Origin of the sequence: Anabaena subtropica FACHB-260, assembly GCF_014697105.1 — a bacterium.
Lineage (GTDB): Bacteria > Cyanobacteriota > Cyanobacteriia > Cyanobacteriales > Nostocaceae > Trichormus > Trichormus subtropicus.
In genome coordinates this window covers 1-14,761 of sequence record NZ_JACJRF010000012.1, presented here as the reverse complement: position 1 = coordinate 14,761, position 14,761 = coordinate 1, and the positions used below count along the sequence as shown (strand labels likewise).

13 protein-coding genes, 1 tRNA gene and 1 other annotated feature are annotated in these 14,761 nt (G+C 42.5%); of the genes, 12 read left to right on the top strand and 2 right to left on the bottom strand.

Features of this window, described 5'->3' with window-relative positions; genetic code table 11:
* Positions 1-108 precede the first annotated feature (108 nt).
* On the top strand, positions 109-363 hold the full coding sequence (gene psaK, locus H6G18_RS09275) for a photosystem I reaction center subunit PsaK (RefSeq protein WP_190406808.1): 255 nt from the start codon (positions 109-111) through the stop codon (positions 361-363).
* A gap of 482 nt (positions 364-845) precedes the next feature.
* Entirely contained in the window at positions 846-2,612 is a 1,767-nt protein-coding gene (locus H6G18_RS09270; RefSeq protein WP_242040248.1) for a choice-of-anchor I family protein, read from the top strand.
* A gap of 158 nt (positions 2,613-2,770) precedes the next feature.
* Here H6G18_RS09270 and H6G18_RS09265 read toward each other — a convergent pair whose 3' ends face one another.
* Positions 2,771-3,319 (bottom strand): phycobiliprotein lyase, encoded by a 549-nt coding sequence (locus H6G18_RS09265; protein ID WP_190406807.1) that lies wholly within the window; start codon positions 3,317-3,319, stop codon positions 2,771-2,773.
* A gap of 538 nt (positions 3,320-3,857) precedes the next feature.
* Between H6G18_RS09265 and H6G18_RS09260 the strand changes: the two genes are divergently transcribed.
* Together H6G18_RS09260 and H6G18_RS09255 are read left to right on the top strand one after the other, a co-directional pair.
* Entirely contained in the window at positions 3,858-5,273 is a 1,416-nt protein-coding gene (locus H6G18_RS09260) for an efflux RND transporter periplasmic adaptor subunit (protein ID WP_190406806.1), read from the top strand.
* A gap of 140 nt (positions 5,274-5,413) precedes the next feature.
* On the top strand, positions 5,414-8,659 hold the full coding sequence (locus H6G18_RS09255; RefSeq protein ID WP_190406805.1) for an efflux RND transporter permease subunit: 3,246 nt from the start codon (positions 5,414-5,416) through the stop codon (positions 8,657-8,659).
* Positions 8,660-9,065: 406 nt separating this feature from the next.
* Here the strand turns inward: H6G18_RS09255 and H6G18_RS09250 are convergent, their stop codons facing one another.
* Positions 9,066-10,010, bottom strand: a complete 945-nt coding sequence (locus H6G18_RS09250; RefSeq protein WP_190406804.1) for a glycosyltransferase family 2 protein — start codon at positions 10,008-10,010, stop codon at positions 9,066-9,068.
* A 149-nt stretch (positions 10,011-10,159) separates the two neighbouring features.
* Between H6G18_RS09250 and rplS the strand changes: the two genes are divergently transcribed.
* The 8 genes from rplS to rplL all read left to right on the top strand — a co-directional run bounded on the left by rplS (position 10,160) and on the right by rplL (position 14,330).
* The gene (gene rplS, locus H6G18_RS09245; protein WP_044522592.1) at positions 10,160-10,522 is read left to right on the top strand and encodes a 50S ribosomal protein L19; all 363 of its coding nucleotides are present in this window, start codon (positions 10,160-10,162) and stop codon (positions 10,520-10,522) included.
* Positions 10,523-10,664: 142 nt separating this feature from the next.
* Positions 10,665-10,737, top strand: a tRNA-Trp gene (locus H6G18_RS09240).
* Positions 10,738-10,932: 195 nt separating this feature from the next.
* Positions 10,933-11,154 carry a preprotein translocase subunit SecE gene (gene secE, locus H6G18_RS09235; protein WP_190406803.1) on the top strand — a complete coding sequence of 74 codons (222 nt, stop codon included), beginning with the start codon at positions 10,933-10,935 and terminating at the stop codon, positions 11,152-11,154.
* Positions 11,154-11,786, top strand: a complete 633-nt coding sequence (gene nusG / locus H6G18_RS09230; RefSeq protein ID WP_190406802.1) for a transcription termination/antitermination protein NusG — start codon at positions 11,154-11,156, stop codon at positions 11,784-11,786. The genes secE and nusG overlap by 1 nt, the downstream gene beginning before the upstream one ends.
* Before the next feature lie 6 nt (positions 11,787-11,792).
* Positions 11,793-12,218, top strand: coding sequence for a 50S ribosomal protein L11 (gene rplK, locus H6G18_RS09225; protein WP_190406801.1), 426 nt, complete (start codon positions 11,793-11,795; stop codon positions 12,216-12,218).
* 94 nt (positions 12,219-12,312) lie between these two features.
* Entirely contained in the window at positions 12,313-13,029 is a 717-nt protein-coding gene (gene rplA / locus H6G18_RS09220) for a 50S ribosomal protein L1 (RefSeq protein ID WP_190406800.1), read from the top strand.
* A 50-nt stretch (positions 13,030-13,079) separates the two neighbouring features.
* Positions 13,080-13,245: a sequence feature (ribosomal protein L10 leader region), on the top strand.
* 60 nt (positions 13,246-13,305) lie between these two features.
* Entirely contained in the window at positions 13,306-13,851 is a 546-nt protein-coding gene (gene rplJ / locus H6G18_RS09215) for a 50S ribosomal protein L10 (RefSeq protein ID WP_190406799.1), read from the top strand.
* Positions 13,852-13,937: 86 nt separating this feature from the next.
* Complete coding sequence (gene rplL, locus H6G18_RS09210) at positions 13,938-14,330, top strand: 50S ribosomal protein L7/L12 (protein WP_190406798.1); 393 nt, start codon at positions 13,938-13,940, stop codon at positions 14,328-14,330.
* Positions 14,331-14,761 lie beyond the last annotated feature (431 nt).

Genomic DNA, 14,761 nt, shown 5'->3' with positions numbered 1-14,761 from the left:
TTTGATATTAGTCGAATATTGCTTGAGGAAGTTCGGTTGTGTCCTAACTAACTCTATAATTTTCTAGGTCTAGATGAACTTTGTTCTACATATTTAGGAGACAAAAGCTTGATTACATCAACTTTATTAGCAACTGCTGCAACAGTACCTGCAACACCTGAGTGGAACCCCACCGTAGCAATTATCATCAGTGTTAGCTGTGTAGTAGCTCTTTTGTTTACTCTCAGAATTGAACAGCCCCAAGTAGGCCCCAGATTACCTGGGCTACCTGTAAGCATTCCCGCCTTTATTGGTGCAATGGCTTTTGGTCATATTCTTGGTATTGGTATCGTCTTGGGCTTAACTAATATTGGTCGTCTGTAGAATTGTTTATCGGTAAGACTTCATTTATCAGTAAACACTTCTGAAGGCGTATGGTAGACGATTTAAACCCGCTAAATTGAGCCTGATTCGTCAGAAAGTTAAGCCGAGGGATTTAACTGATGACGGATAACTGATAACGACCATTAATAAAACTCCACCCGCAATCAGGTGGAGTTTTTATTTATCGTAAAGATAAGAGTCTAATACCAATTCAAAATTCGTCTGGGAAAGTTTTGTTCATAGGACACCTCCCCTCAGACTTTCCGCAAAATTCAACATAAATTTACGATAAATATAAATTGGAATTGCATAAAAAATAAGTAAAAATACGGGTTTTAATCTTTAGTTAACCCAAACTTATTTATTAGTTAATATTTGCCTAATAACTTTGCGAATGTACCTGTAATTGATAGCTAATTACAAATTACCTGAAGACTTCCCACTAACTTAGTCTGCTCGGTAACGAGTCATCACACTCCACTATGCTTTATCCAAGCTTGTGGAGAACTTCTCATGCTATCAATTGGCGGCGATACGTACAGCATTTTGTTGACATCAGCTATTCTATTCAAACCATGACTATCCAGAAGCTTATCAGCATCGTAGCACCATCTTTCATTATGTTGGGAGCCATGTTAGCCCCAGCAGAAGCGCTGACACTTAAACCTATCGGTACTTACAACACGGGTTTCTTTGATCGGGGTGGCGCAGAAATTCCCGCTTATGATCCTCTTACACAAAGGCTATTTGTGACTAATAGCGCAGCCAGTCGTATTGATGTCATCAGTATTACTGATCCAAGTAATCCATCGTTCCTGTTTGATATCGATATTCAAGCCTACGGTGGAGGAGTGAATAGCGTCGCCTTTAAGAATGGCTTACTTGCAGCAGCAGTTGAAGATTTTATTCCCCAAAACCCTGGTAAGGCTGTATTTTTTGATGCTGATGGCAAATTAATCCAATCTGTGGCTGTTGGTGCATTGCCAGATATGCTCACTTTTACACCAGATGGGCAACGCGTGCTAGTAGCCAATGAGGGCGAACCCAACGCAGATTATACAGTTGATCCAGAAGGCTCAGTTAGCATTATTACTTTGGCTGACTTCAGTGTAATCAATGCAGGCTTTTCTCAATTTAATAGCCAAATCGACCAGTTGCGGGCGGCTGGGATAAGAATTTTTGGTCCTAATGCTACCGTTGCTCAGGATTTGGAACCAGAATACATTACTGTTTCCGAAGATTCTACCAAGGCTTGGATAGCATTGCAGGAAAATAATGCGATCGCTACCTTAGACTTGATTACAAATGAAATTACTAATATCAGCCCCTTAGGCTTTAAGGATCATAGCCTGCCAGGAAATGGTTTTGATGCCAGCGATCGCGACATGGCCATCAATATCGCTAATTGGCCTGTTTTGGGTATGTATCAACCCGATGGTATAGCTTCCTATACTGTTGATGGAACAACTTATATTGTCACTGCTAACGAAGGCGACGCACGGGATTACGATGGTTTTAGCGAACAAGAGCGCCTGGGTAGTCTTCGGAATCTCCTTGACCCTACAGTATTTCCCAATGCTAGTAGTTTAACAGCCACTGCTAATTTAGGTCGTCTCAATGTCACCACAGCTTCAGGTGATGAAAACGGAGATGAGTTGTTTGAAAAGATTTACTCCTATGGTGCGCGCTCTTTCTCCATTTGGAAATCTGATGAGGCTACTGGTACACTAGAACTAGTGTTCGACAGTGGCGACCAATTTGAACGGATTATTGCCCAACGTCTACCTGCATTCTTCAACTCTAATCATACTGAAAATAGTTTTGATACCCGCAGCGATGACAAGGGACCAGAACCAGAAGACGTAAAAATTGCTGAAATTAACGGTCGCTTTTACGCCTTTGTTGGTCTGGAACGTGTAGGGGGAGTAATGGTATATGATATTACAAATCCAATCAGTCCCGTATTTTTGGACTACGTGAACAATCGTGATTTTACAGTTCCTACCCAGAATGCAGATGGAACGACAAACCCAGCAGCCGGAGACTTGGGTGCAGAAGGTTTATTATTTATCCCAGCTTCAGGTAGTCCCACCAGGAGGCCTTTGTTAGTTACAGCCAATGAGGTGAGTGGAACAACTACCATTTGGTCTATTGATGTAGAATCGGCATCGGTTCCTGAGCCTGGAACCATGCTTGCTTTAGGTGCAGTTGCTTCAGTTACCATCCTCAAATTCAAGCGCAGACGCTAAATATTACTCACTTAAAAATAAGCAATTTTAAGGACGTACAGATTTGTACGTCCTTATTTATTGCGCTGTGCGTGTCAGTTGTCAGTTGTCAGTTGTTATTTGTCATCTGCTGTGCGTGTCAGTCGTCAGTAGTCAATAGTCCACAGCAAAAACAAAGACTAATCACCAATAGCTGTTCTCTTTTCTAAATACTGACCTATCATTAACTGTTCACCAGCACGAGAAATGATAGTCTGTCTGGTGCGGTATTTGCTACCTATTAACTTTAATTCTTCCTCAAACACCGAACAATTGTACTCGGTTCGCAAATATAAAGTTTTGGGGTTAGGAAAATTATACTGGGCTGTAACTGGTTTAGATGTGGCAAAACCGCGATCGCGGTACAAGGTGTTTCCTAAAGCGCCAAACAGTGTAGAACCTTGCGACTCACTCCGATTTTTTAGAACATCTGTACTGCACCAATGAACTTCTGCACCACAGACCAAAATAACTGACTCGGCTAACTCATGTATCTGAGCTAGTTTTTGTAGTTCATCGCAGCCTTGTTCTAAAAATCGGATAGTGATGATACTCTCCATCTCTTTGGTTTCGCCATCAGGAAGAGTATAGTAACGCCTTTTTGAACGCCACTGACCAACAGATTCTTGAAAAAACTCGATGATTTGTGCTTCATCAGATGTGTATGCAAGTCTTAGCAGTGATGTCACTCGTGATTGTCCTCACCTAAAAGTAATAAATAATTTAGTTTGCCAATATAATACATCGTAACAAAAAGCAATGTATGTTTAAATTTTTTAATATATTTGCAAAATACCACTAATTACTAATGACATTTTTAGTATTTTTGCTAATATTTATGTATATTTAGCCTTTCTAAATATTTGTTTCTGATACTAATTGAATAAAAACTATAAGGACTAATTTTGATTGCCACAAGTTCCCTAATTTGGATATTTCCCCAGGAATTAGCAAAATTTATGCCAAATTTATAGCCCAATCAAATATCAAGCAAAATAATTCACTTGCGTTGAACGGAGTAGTAGCCAAATTCATTTGGACTTTAATTTCGTAGAATAAGTAAGGTTTTATACAAAAAATCTTTTCAAGAATTTGCCTTTCTTCAATATTATTTTTTTTAGCCAGCAATATGTTTACAAAACCGCTACGTAATAAGGGCTGTTATTTAAAACTTCCTTAAAGAAGCAAACTATAGATGATTTTGAACGAAAACACAGAGCAGAAATCATGAAACAGCAAACTTACCAAGCTAAACACCAGTTAATGAACCCAAAGTTAAAATTTAGTCAAGAAATATCTACTTATAGACAGAGGTTTCCTGACTGGAAATCTGCGAATTCTATCTTATTTGTTGCTTGTCTGTTGAGTATGGGAGTACTAACAGCCAGTTGCGGTTCCTTACCCAAAGAAACAGCCGAAGCCCAAACACAGCAACGCGGTGGCGGAGAGAGAGGAGGAACCGCACCTGTAGATGTAGCGATCGCCCGGACAGATAGAATAGAGAGACAACCGGAATATACAGGTACAACCACACCATTCCGGACTGTATCATTGCGATCGCAGGTAGAAGGCAGGCTGTTAGCTTTAAACTTAGATGTAGGCGACAGAGTTACAAGAGGGCAAAACATCGGGCAACTAGATGACATATTACTAGCTACTAACTTAAAGCAAACAGAAGCAGAACTCGCAGCCCTCCAATCAGAAGTAGCAAGAGCTGCAACCCAGGTAAGTAATGCCCGCGCCCAAGTGGAACGAGCCAGGCTAGAGGTAGTACAAGCCGAAGCAGATGCCCAACGCCAAGAGAGATTATTTAAAGAAGGGGCTATTTCCGAACAAGCCGCCGAACAAGCCCGGACTGAAGCCAGAACAGCCGTCCAAGCATTACGAGCAGCCACCGAACAAGTACGCACAGAAGAACAAGCCGTGGCTGCTGCCAAAGGTAGAGTATTTGCCCAACAAGCCGTAGTTTCCCAGACAAAAGAGCGCCGTTCTTATACTCGACTCACATCACCCATTACTGGTGTCATTAGCGAGAGAGTCACTGAGCCAGGTAATCTCTTACAAGCAGGTAGCGAAGTCTTAAAAATTGCCGACTTGAGCCAAATTAAAGTTGTAGTTCAAGTTTCCGAATTAGAACTATCGCAAATTAAAGTCGGACAATCTGTACAAGTGCGCTTAGATGCCTTCCCTGAACAAGAAATCATCGGCAGAGTTGCACGCATTTCCCCAACCGCCGATGCGACAGCTCGTTTAATACCAGTGGAAGTAGTAATTCCTAACAGACAAAACAACATTGGTAGCGGACTATTAGCACGAGTTAATTTTGCCAGCCAAACCCCAGAACGAGTAGTGGTATCACAAACTGCTATTCAAAGGGAAGGTAGAAACCAAGCATCTTCCACAACACCTCAAACACAGTCACAAAATCAAAGTGGCACGATATTTGTAGTCACAGATACTCCCGATAAGCCAACAGTCACAGCCCGTCCCGTCACTTTAGGCAAAAGCGCTGATGGCAAAGTAGAAATTTTATCAGGCTTACAACCAGGAGAGCGTTATGTTGCTCGCAGTGGTAGACCTTTAAAAGATGGGGAAACTGTACGCCTTTCCATTCTTTCAGAAACAGACCCCACAAGGAATTAAAAATTCACAGTAATTAAGCCTTTTCTTTGGCTATTACAGATTACGTTAGCGCAGCGTTAGCGAGTCTTCGTTCGCGCAGCGTCTCGTAGAGAGCGTCACTATGAATTACAAATTACCTTGAATTGGAGCGAAGCTACCTCATGCAGGAAGTTAATAAAAGCGGCGGATTTAGTATTAGTACTGTATCAATTCGCCAACATATCGGCACACTCATGCTTACCCTGGCAGTGATTGTCATGGGTGTATTTTTCATTATCAATTTGCCCGTAGATTTACTACCCTCAATTACCTATCCCCGTATCGGTGTCCGCATACAAGCACCGGGAATTTCTCCAGAGGTAGGAGTTGATGAAGTAACTAGACCCTTGGAAGAAGCATTTTCTGCGACTGAGGGTGTAGTGCAGATATTTTCTCAAACTCGTGAAGGACAAGTCAGTTTGGATTTGTATTTTCAACCGGGAGGGAATATTGACCAAGCCTTAAATGATGCGACAGCAGCTTTTAACAGGTCTAGAGGTCGTTTACCAGACACCATTGAAGAACCGCGTCTATTTAAAATTGACCCTTCTCAGTTGCCAGTATACGAATTTGCCTTAACTTCCCCCTCTTTGGAAGGCTTGGATTTGCGGGTTTTTGCAGAAGAAGAACTAGCCCGCGAACTGGGCGTTGTATCGGGAGTAGCCGGGGTAGACGTATCCGGTGGAGTGCAAGAAGAAGTTAGAGTCAATATTGATTTAGACCGCTTACAAGCCTTGGGTGTAGGTTTAACCGATGTTCTCAATGAATTAAGAAACCGCAACGTCGATATTTCTGGCGGTCGGATTTTGGGAACTGGTTCCGAACCTTTAACCAGAACAGTAGGACGTTTCCGCAGTGCTGATGAAATCCGAGACTTATCTTTTGAAGTCAACGGTCAACAGTCAACAGTCAACAATGAACCATCAACAATCCCCAGTCGCCGCGTCTATCTGCGAGACTTTGCCCAAATTATAGATGGCTCAGAACAACAACGCATCTATGTTTCACTGAATGGTGAACCAGCTGTCAAAGTCAGTATTCAAAAACAACCAGATGCCAACACAATTAATGTAGTTGATGCTGTCAAAAGACGTTTAGAGCAACTAAGAGAATCTGGTGTAGTTCCTGAAGGCACAGTAATTACAACTACCCTAGATGAATCAAAATTTATCCGTAATTCTATCTCTAACGTTACCACTTCTGGATTGATAGGTACAGGACTAGCAGCGATCGCTGTTTTATTATTCCTTGGTTCCTTAAGACAGACCTTTATCATCGTTGTGGCTATTCCCCTAGCCACCTTAGCAGCCATAATCTTGATGGGGTTATTTGGCTTATCCATCAACGTTTTTAGTTTGGGTGGTTTAGCCTTGGGTGTGGGTATTGTAGTCGATAACTCCATCGTCATGTTAGAGAACATCGCTGAAGGTGTGGGGGTGACTCCTGGTAAAACTGCCAGAAGCCGCTTAAATCAACAGCAAATCATCTCCCAATCAGAACAAAGTAGCCGAGAAGTAGAATCAGCGTTAATTGCTTCTACGAGTACTAACTTAGTAGCAGTGTTACCATTCTTACTTATTGGTGGCTTTATCGCCTTACTATTCAACGAACTAATTCTCACCATCACCTTCTCCGTTGCTGCTTCCATCGTCATTGCTATCACCGTTGTACCAATGCTCACTTCTCGTTTACTCGGCTGGAAAGTCTCCAGTCGCTTGAGCGATTTTTGGCCATTGCGGAAATTCAACGATCGCTTTGCCGCAGCTACTAGGGGATATGGTAGATTTTTAGCCGGGGTATTACGCTGGCGATTAGTAGTAGTAGCGATCGCTATTCTCCTCTTTGGTGGTGGTAGTTTATGGATGGCTCCCCAAATTCCTCAACAAATCCTTCCTCGGATCAGTACAGGACAAGCCAGTTTATTTGCTCAGTTTCCCCCAGGTACACCAGTGGAAACTAACCGCAAAGTCATGAACGCAGTAGATGAAATTATCCGCCAACAACCAGAAACAGAATATACTTTCACCACAGCCGGCGGTGCTTTATTCGGTACTAATACCAATGCTAACCCCCTAAGAGGTACTAGTACCATCACCCTCAAACCAGGAACCAACGTAGATACTTACGTTGAACGAGTTACCCAAGAATTAAATAAATTAAATTTAGCAGGTATTCGTTTACGCTTGGCTCCTGGTCAAGTACGAGGTCTAATTACCAATAATTCTCCTGTACGTAATGCTGACGTTGACGTTATCCTCCAAGGGAATGACGCAGACATATTACAACAAGCTAGTCGTCAGGTATTAGCAGCCTTAGAAGAACAAGCCACCCAAGTCAGATTTCGCCCTGATGCTGATGAAAGACAACCAGAAATTCAAATTCTCCCCAATTGGGAACGAGTCTCTGCATTAGGATTAACTACCAGAGATATCGGAGAAACCATTCAGACAGCCTTAGAAGGTAGTGTACCCACCCAACTGCAACGTGGCAACCGCTTAGTAGATGTACGAGTGCAGTTAAATGAGACAGCAATACAAACAGGCTCTCAATTACAGAGATTACCTTTATTTGTCGGCAACAATCGTCAAGTCCGCCTAAGTGATGTTGCTACAATCGCTGAAGGTCAAGCACCCGGAGAAATTCAGCGTATTAACCAACGCCAAGTAGTCATATTTGCCGGAAATTTAGTCGAGGGAGCCAGCCTTAGCCTAGCCATAGAACAAGTCAATAACGTAGTAAATAACCTACAGTTACCAGAAGGTGTCAGCGTTTTACCCAGCGCCGCCGCAGAATCCAATCAACAACTACAAAGTTCACTGCAACTATTGGGCGGATTAGCTAGTTTTCTTGTATTTGTGGTAATGGCGGTGCAGTACAATTCCCTCATTGACCCGCTAGTAATTATGTTTACAATTCCCCTAGCGTTAGCTGGTGGTATTTTTGGGCTATTCATCACCAATACAGCCATCGGTGCAACCGTTATCGTCGGTGCAGTATTACTAGTGGGTATTGTCGTCAATAACGCCATCATCATGGTAGAGTTGGCGAATCAAATCCGCGATCGCGACAAAGTTGATCGTCGTACCGCCATTTTACAAGCTGCTCCCCAACGCTTACGCCCCATATTGATGACTACCATTACTACTGTATTGGGGATGTTTCCCTTAGCATTGGGAGTCGGTGAAGGCTCAGAATTTCTGCAACCATTGGGTGTAGTAGTGTTTTCCGGTTTATCCTTAGCAACACTCCTCACACTATTCATCATCCCCTGCTTTTACACCATCCTCCACGATTTAGTTAGTGGCTCTTGGCTCAAACCGATGTTCATTTGGTGGCGGATGTGGAGTAAAAACTTCACCAAAGTCTAATCCATGATTGTTTGTACCCAGAATTTCAGTCATTGATCAACCACCCAGACCTTAGCGAAGTAGGCCTGGGTTTCTGCATTCAAACCAGTAGATGTTTCCAATCCAAAGTGGTATCACCTTATCCAGTGTTCATAAAATACTGTTACCTTGCAGTGGCTTTAAAAACGACATTACAACTCTTTCGATGGTTTCACTCAGGGGGGCTGCTACTAATCCAATGCGGACGATTACCCAGCCTCAAGTAGAATCTCGAATCGATTGATGGAGGAACTGGCGAATGGCGATCGCCATTCTTTCAGCCGGGTCATCGATCCCCACAGACTTTTTTCTTAGTAAGGACTTCAGTCTTTTGCCAACTTAACCATAAAGTCCGTAGCTTTTACTACAAACAATATAAAAACCAAAATTAAGATTCAATCAACACCAATTTATGAATACGTTTGTTATCCATTTGAGATTGGCGTGAAGATACAGTATTTAACAACAATTTCCAAGCAGAAACAGAAAAGATAGATTTATCTAACATTGCTAAAAAGCTTGGGAGCTTTTTTTGTTTCAGTGCCACTATAAACCAATGTAGTTTTAAATAATTTTTAATATCTTCCAGAGATGGAACATCCACAAGATGTGTCTCATCTACCAAAGCGTAGATTTTTTCCTTCATCAAGATATTGGTATTTAAACGCTGCATCAAGGAAAACTTTTGATTGTAAGCACCAGGCCAAATTGTCCGGTAAGCAAGACATTGATTTAAGAAAATAGCATGACCAAACTGGGCAATTTTAATCCAAGAATCAATATCGTCACAGTTAGTATTCAGTTGAGCATCCCAACCACCAGTTTTCAAGAAAGCATCACGACGACAAGCCACTTGTACAGGTGTACCAAATGGCACAAGTTCCAACAGCATCCCGTAATGAATATCAGCTTGAGGAATATAAAAAGCTAAACCAGGGCCAGTCTTAGGAGTGCGACTGAGTTCCACACCATTACTATCTACCTGAGCCGCGATACAAGAGCAAATCACCGCATCAGGACAAAGAGCGATCGCCCCAGATATCTGTTCTATACAATTAATATCTAAATAATCATCATCGTCTAAAAACTTAATCCAATCACCACTGGCTTTTTCAACTCCAGTATTCACTGCTGCTGCATGACCTTGATTTACCTGATTGCGATGATACACAACCGAGTCACCCAAGCTTCTCACATAGCTTTCCGTCTCATCCGATGAGCAATCATCAACAACAACAACCTCACACGGTAAAGTCTGTCGCCGAGCAGAATCAATCGCCCGACGCAGCAACTCTAAACGATTATAAGTAGTGATGACAACGCTAAATTTCATAAGTATCACACCTGTAACAAAGTTTTCTGCAATATAACTTTCATGTCTAGTCTGTGGTATCTGTAAAATTATCCATCATCAAAGCAGTGGACTGAAACATGATTCTCGATTTATGATGGATGATTGTGAGTTTTTGAAGCAAACAGACCATGAGCGCTCAAGAGATCATCCGCTCCATAGAAGCGGAACAACTAAAGTCTAACCTGCCCGAAATTTATATCGGCGACACCGTAAGAGTCGGCGTGAAAATCAAAGAAGGCGAAAAATACCGCGTCCAACCCTACGAAGGCGTTGTTATTGCTAGACGTAACGGTGGTATCAACGAAACCATTACAGTCCGCCGTGTATTCCAAGGTGTTGGTGTAGAACGGGTCTTCCTGCTGCACTCTCCTCGGATAGACAACATCAAGGTATTGCGTCGTGGTAAAGTAAGACGTGCTAAACTTTATTATCTACGCGGTCGTGTAGGTAAAGCTACTCGAATCAAGCAAAGGTTCGACCGTTCTTTATAACTTTTGTTCAGGGTATGAGAGAAATCTCAGCTGATCGGCGGCATCTGCCGCTAGTTCCCTCGACAAAAGTATGATAGAATGATAATCTAGTTGCGTTGAACTTTTTTAGTTCAACATAGTAAACAAAACCAAGCCAGCTTGTGCGCTCTTAGTTCAGTTGGTAGAACGCAGGTCTCCAAAACCTGATGTCGGGGGTTCAAGTCCTCCAGGGCGCGCTCGAAAGTAAAAAACACAGCCCGAACCAATAGTACATCTGCTAAAATAGCAGAAAGTGCTATTGCTTTCGGGTGTAGTTGTTTTATACTTACAGCTTTTTTGCTTCCAGTTAATTTGATGGAGTTAAAGCTGTCAACCTGGACGAAAATTAGCAGAATATAGCTGTATTGACTAAAGACGGGGGATAAACGACCGTGGCCAAGAAAAATGAAGCAGAAATCGCAGAGACTTCTGGAGGGTTTAACTTCCCTAACTTCTTCCAAGGAACTAGAGAAGAGTTAGAAAAAGTAGTTTGGCCCAGTCGTAAGCAACTGATAAGCGAATCAGCAGCCGTGTTGCTCATGGTGACACTCTCAGCTTCCTTGATCTATTTAGTCGATGGATTGTTTGGTTGGGTAGCAAAGCAGGTATTCTGATGACTTCTGCAACAGATGAACCAACAAACTCGGCGTTGCAGTCAGAGGAAACAGCAGAAACAGCGCTTACAGAAGCACGCTGGTATGCAGTACAGGTAGCCTCAGGCTGCGAAAAACGGGTAAAAACAAATTTAGAGCAGCGCATTCAAACTTTTGATGTGGCTGAAAAAATAGTCCAAGTAGAAATTCCCCAGACACCAGCAGTCAAAATCCGTAAGGATGGTAGCCGCCAGCACACAGAAGAAAAAGTATTTCCTGGCTATGTGTTAGTGCGGATGGTGATGGATGATGATACTTGGCAGGTGGTACGCAATACCTCCCATGTGATCAACTTTGTGGGAGCAGAACAAAAACGTGGCACAGGCAAAGGTCGGGGTCACGTCAAGCCACTACCCCTGAGTCACTCAGAAGTAGAACGCATCTTTAAACAAACCACCGAACAAGAGCCAATCGTCAAAATTGACATGGCTAGTGGTGATAAGATAATTGTGCTTTCTGGCCCATTTAAGGACTTTGAAGGCGAGGTAATTGAAGTTAGTCCAGAACGGAGTAAACTAAAAGCCTTGCTATCGATTTTCGGGCGAGACACACCAGTAGAACTGGAATTTAATCAGGTAGAAAAACAGAGCTAAATACAAATGGCGAAGAAAGTAGTAGCGGTCATTAAACTGGCCCTGAATGCTGGAAAAGCCAACCCAGCACCACCAGTAGGCCCTGCCTTGGGTCAACATGGTGTTAACATCATGATGTTTTGTAAAGAGTACAACGCCAAAACAGCAGACCAAGCTGGTATGGTAATTCCCGTAGAAATTTCGGTTTACGAAGACCGGAGTTTTACATTTGTACTCAAAACCCCACCAGCATCAGTACTGATTCGCAAGGCGGCGAAGATTGAAAGAGGTTCCAACGAACCCAACAAAAAGAAAGTTGGCTCAATTACCACAGCACAACTGCGGGAAATAGCTCAAACCAAACTCCCTGACCTCAACGCCAACGACATAGACGCGGCGATGAATATTGTGGCAGGAACAGCCAGAAATATGGGTGTAACCATCACAGATTAATCAAGTGATGAGTTTGTCGAAAATCTAAAAATCTAAAATCCCAACTTGAATTGGGGGAGAAGCCAAGCTTCGTAACTGACCCCAGGAGATAAAAATGACAAAAAAAGTATCACGTCGCTTGCAAGGCTTGCAGGCCAAAGTGGAAGATAGAGAATATGCGCCTCTAGATGCTCTAAGTTTGTTGAAAGAGACAGCTACAGCAAAATTTGCCGAAGCGGCAGAAGCGCATATTCGTTTAGGTATTGATCCAAAATATACAGACCAGCAATTGCGGACTACAGTTGCACTGCCCAAAGGTACAGGGCAAATTGTGCGAGTAGCGGTAATTGCTCGTGGTGAAAAAGTTACAGAAGCCTCCAACGCTGGTGCTGACGTAGTTGGTTCGGAAGAACTAATTGACGAAATCCAGAAAGGCAGAATGGACTTTGATAAGCTAATTGCCACTCCAGATGTGATGCCACAGGTAGCAAAACTTGGTAAGCTATTAGGCCCTCGTGGTTTAATGCCTTCACCAAAAGGTGGTACAGTCACATTTGACATAGGAAGTGCGATCGCTGAATTCAAAGCTGGTAAACTAGAATTCCGGGCTGACCGTACAGGTATTGTCCATGTTATGTTTGGTAAGGCATCCTTCTCGCCGGAAGATTTGTTGGTGAACCTGAAGGCGTTACAAGAGACGATTGACCGTAACCGTCCTTCAGGAGCCAAAGGACGCTACTGGCGGACATTTTATGTATCTGCCACAATGGGGCCATCTATTAGACTCGATATAAACGCTCTGAGAGATTATAAACTGACTGAAGCTGCATAAGTTAGGTAATAGGTAATGAATACAATGCCATTACCTCATGACCAATAACTAAAACTAAATATGCAAAGCCGGAGACAGCAGGTGCTATTCGCTTAAATATCCTGCCGAGGTAAAAGCTCTATTGCCGAAAGTGCCACAAAAACACTGTGTCACTATGACAGCGAGAGTCTTGATACTAAACCCCGGCTGAGATAGCTGGGGTTTATTGTTGTACCCTGGTCAGATAAAAATCATCACGAGAGAAATCGAAGATTATTTTGAGGAGGTGAAACCAACATGGGTAGAACGCTAGAAAATAAACAAGAAATCGTAGCTGACCTCAAAGAAACTTTGAGCGAGTCAACTTTGGCACTGGTAATTGAATACCAGGGGCTAACAGTTGCCGAAATTTCCGACTTAAGGCGGCGGCTGCGACCAACTGGCACTGTCTGCAAAGTAACTAAAAATACTTTGATGGGTATTGCCATTCGAGACGATGAAAAATGGCAAGCTTTGTCAGATTTGCTCAAAGGTTCTTCAGCCTTTTTGTTAGTTAAAGAAGATTTCTCTGGAGCAATTAAAGCTTACCAGGATTTCCAAAAAGTTACCAAGAAGACCGAACTTCGCGGTGGAGTTCTGGAAGGACGCTTACTCAAAGAACCAGATGTCAAGGCTCTAGGAGACTTGCCATCTAAGGAACAACTCATGGGTCAAATCGCTGGAGCTATCAACGCTTTGGCGACCAAGATTGCTGTGGGTATCAACGAAGTTCCTGGGGGCTTGGCGCGTGCATTGCAAGCTGTCGCTGACAAAGAAAATGGTGGCTCTGACAGCGCTTCCTAATTAGTATTAGTAGTTAGTTCTGATAACTAATTACTGACAACTGACACCGAACAAATAACTAAATCAACTTTACAGGAGTTATATCAATGTCTGCTGCAACCGATCAAATTTTGGATCAATTGAAATCCTTGTCTTTGTTAGAAGCTGCTGAATTAGTTAAGCAAATCGAAGAGGCTTTCGGCGTTAGTGCTGCTGCTCCAGCTGGTGGAATGATGATGATGGCTGCTCCCGGTGCTGCTGCTGCTGCTGAAGTAGTAGAAGAAAAAACCGAGTTTGATGTAGTTCTCGAATCTGTTCCTGCTGATAAGAAGATTGCCGTATTGAAGATTGTCCGCGAAATCACTGGTCTAGGCTTGAAAGAAGCTAAAGATTTAGTAGAAGCTGCGCCTAAGGCTATCAAGGAAGCTATTGCTAAGGATGCTGCTGAAGATGCTAAGAAGCGGATTGAAGAAGCTGGTGGTAAGGTAACAGTTAAGTAATTAAGGCAGAAGGAGGGAAGCAGAAAGTATTCTTAAAATAGTTTTCTGCTTTCTAGGGATTTTATCCCCTTTGTAATTTTTGAAAAAAGGAGTCTAATTAGACTCCTTTTTTGTGTTTATTTATGACTGCTTGCTATTGTTTGCATCTGATTTAATGTGAGTTGGACAAATATAAAAAACCCTCTCCATAGAGCGTTTACATAGTAATTTCTAGGTGGGATATAGGTTCAGCACGAAAATTTTCAACTTGTGTATTTATGAAACACAAAAGTGATCGCCTAAGATCATATTCATTATGCGATCGCTTTTGTGTGAAGGTGCGTTAGAGGTGATTCGTAAAGAAAATCTAAAGAGCTTTTGAGTAATCTGGACTAGATTTTAATCTAGATCAGGTTGAGTAGTTGTAGAAAATATGAGTAGTCTACCTAAGA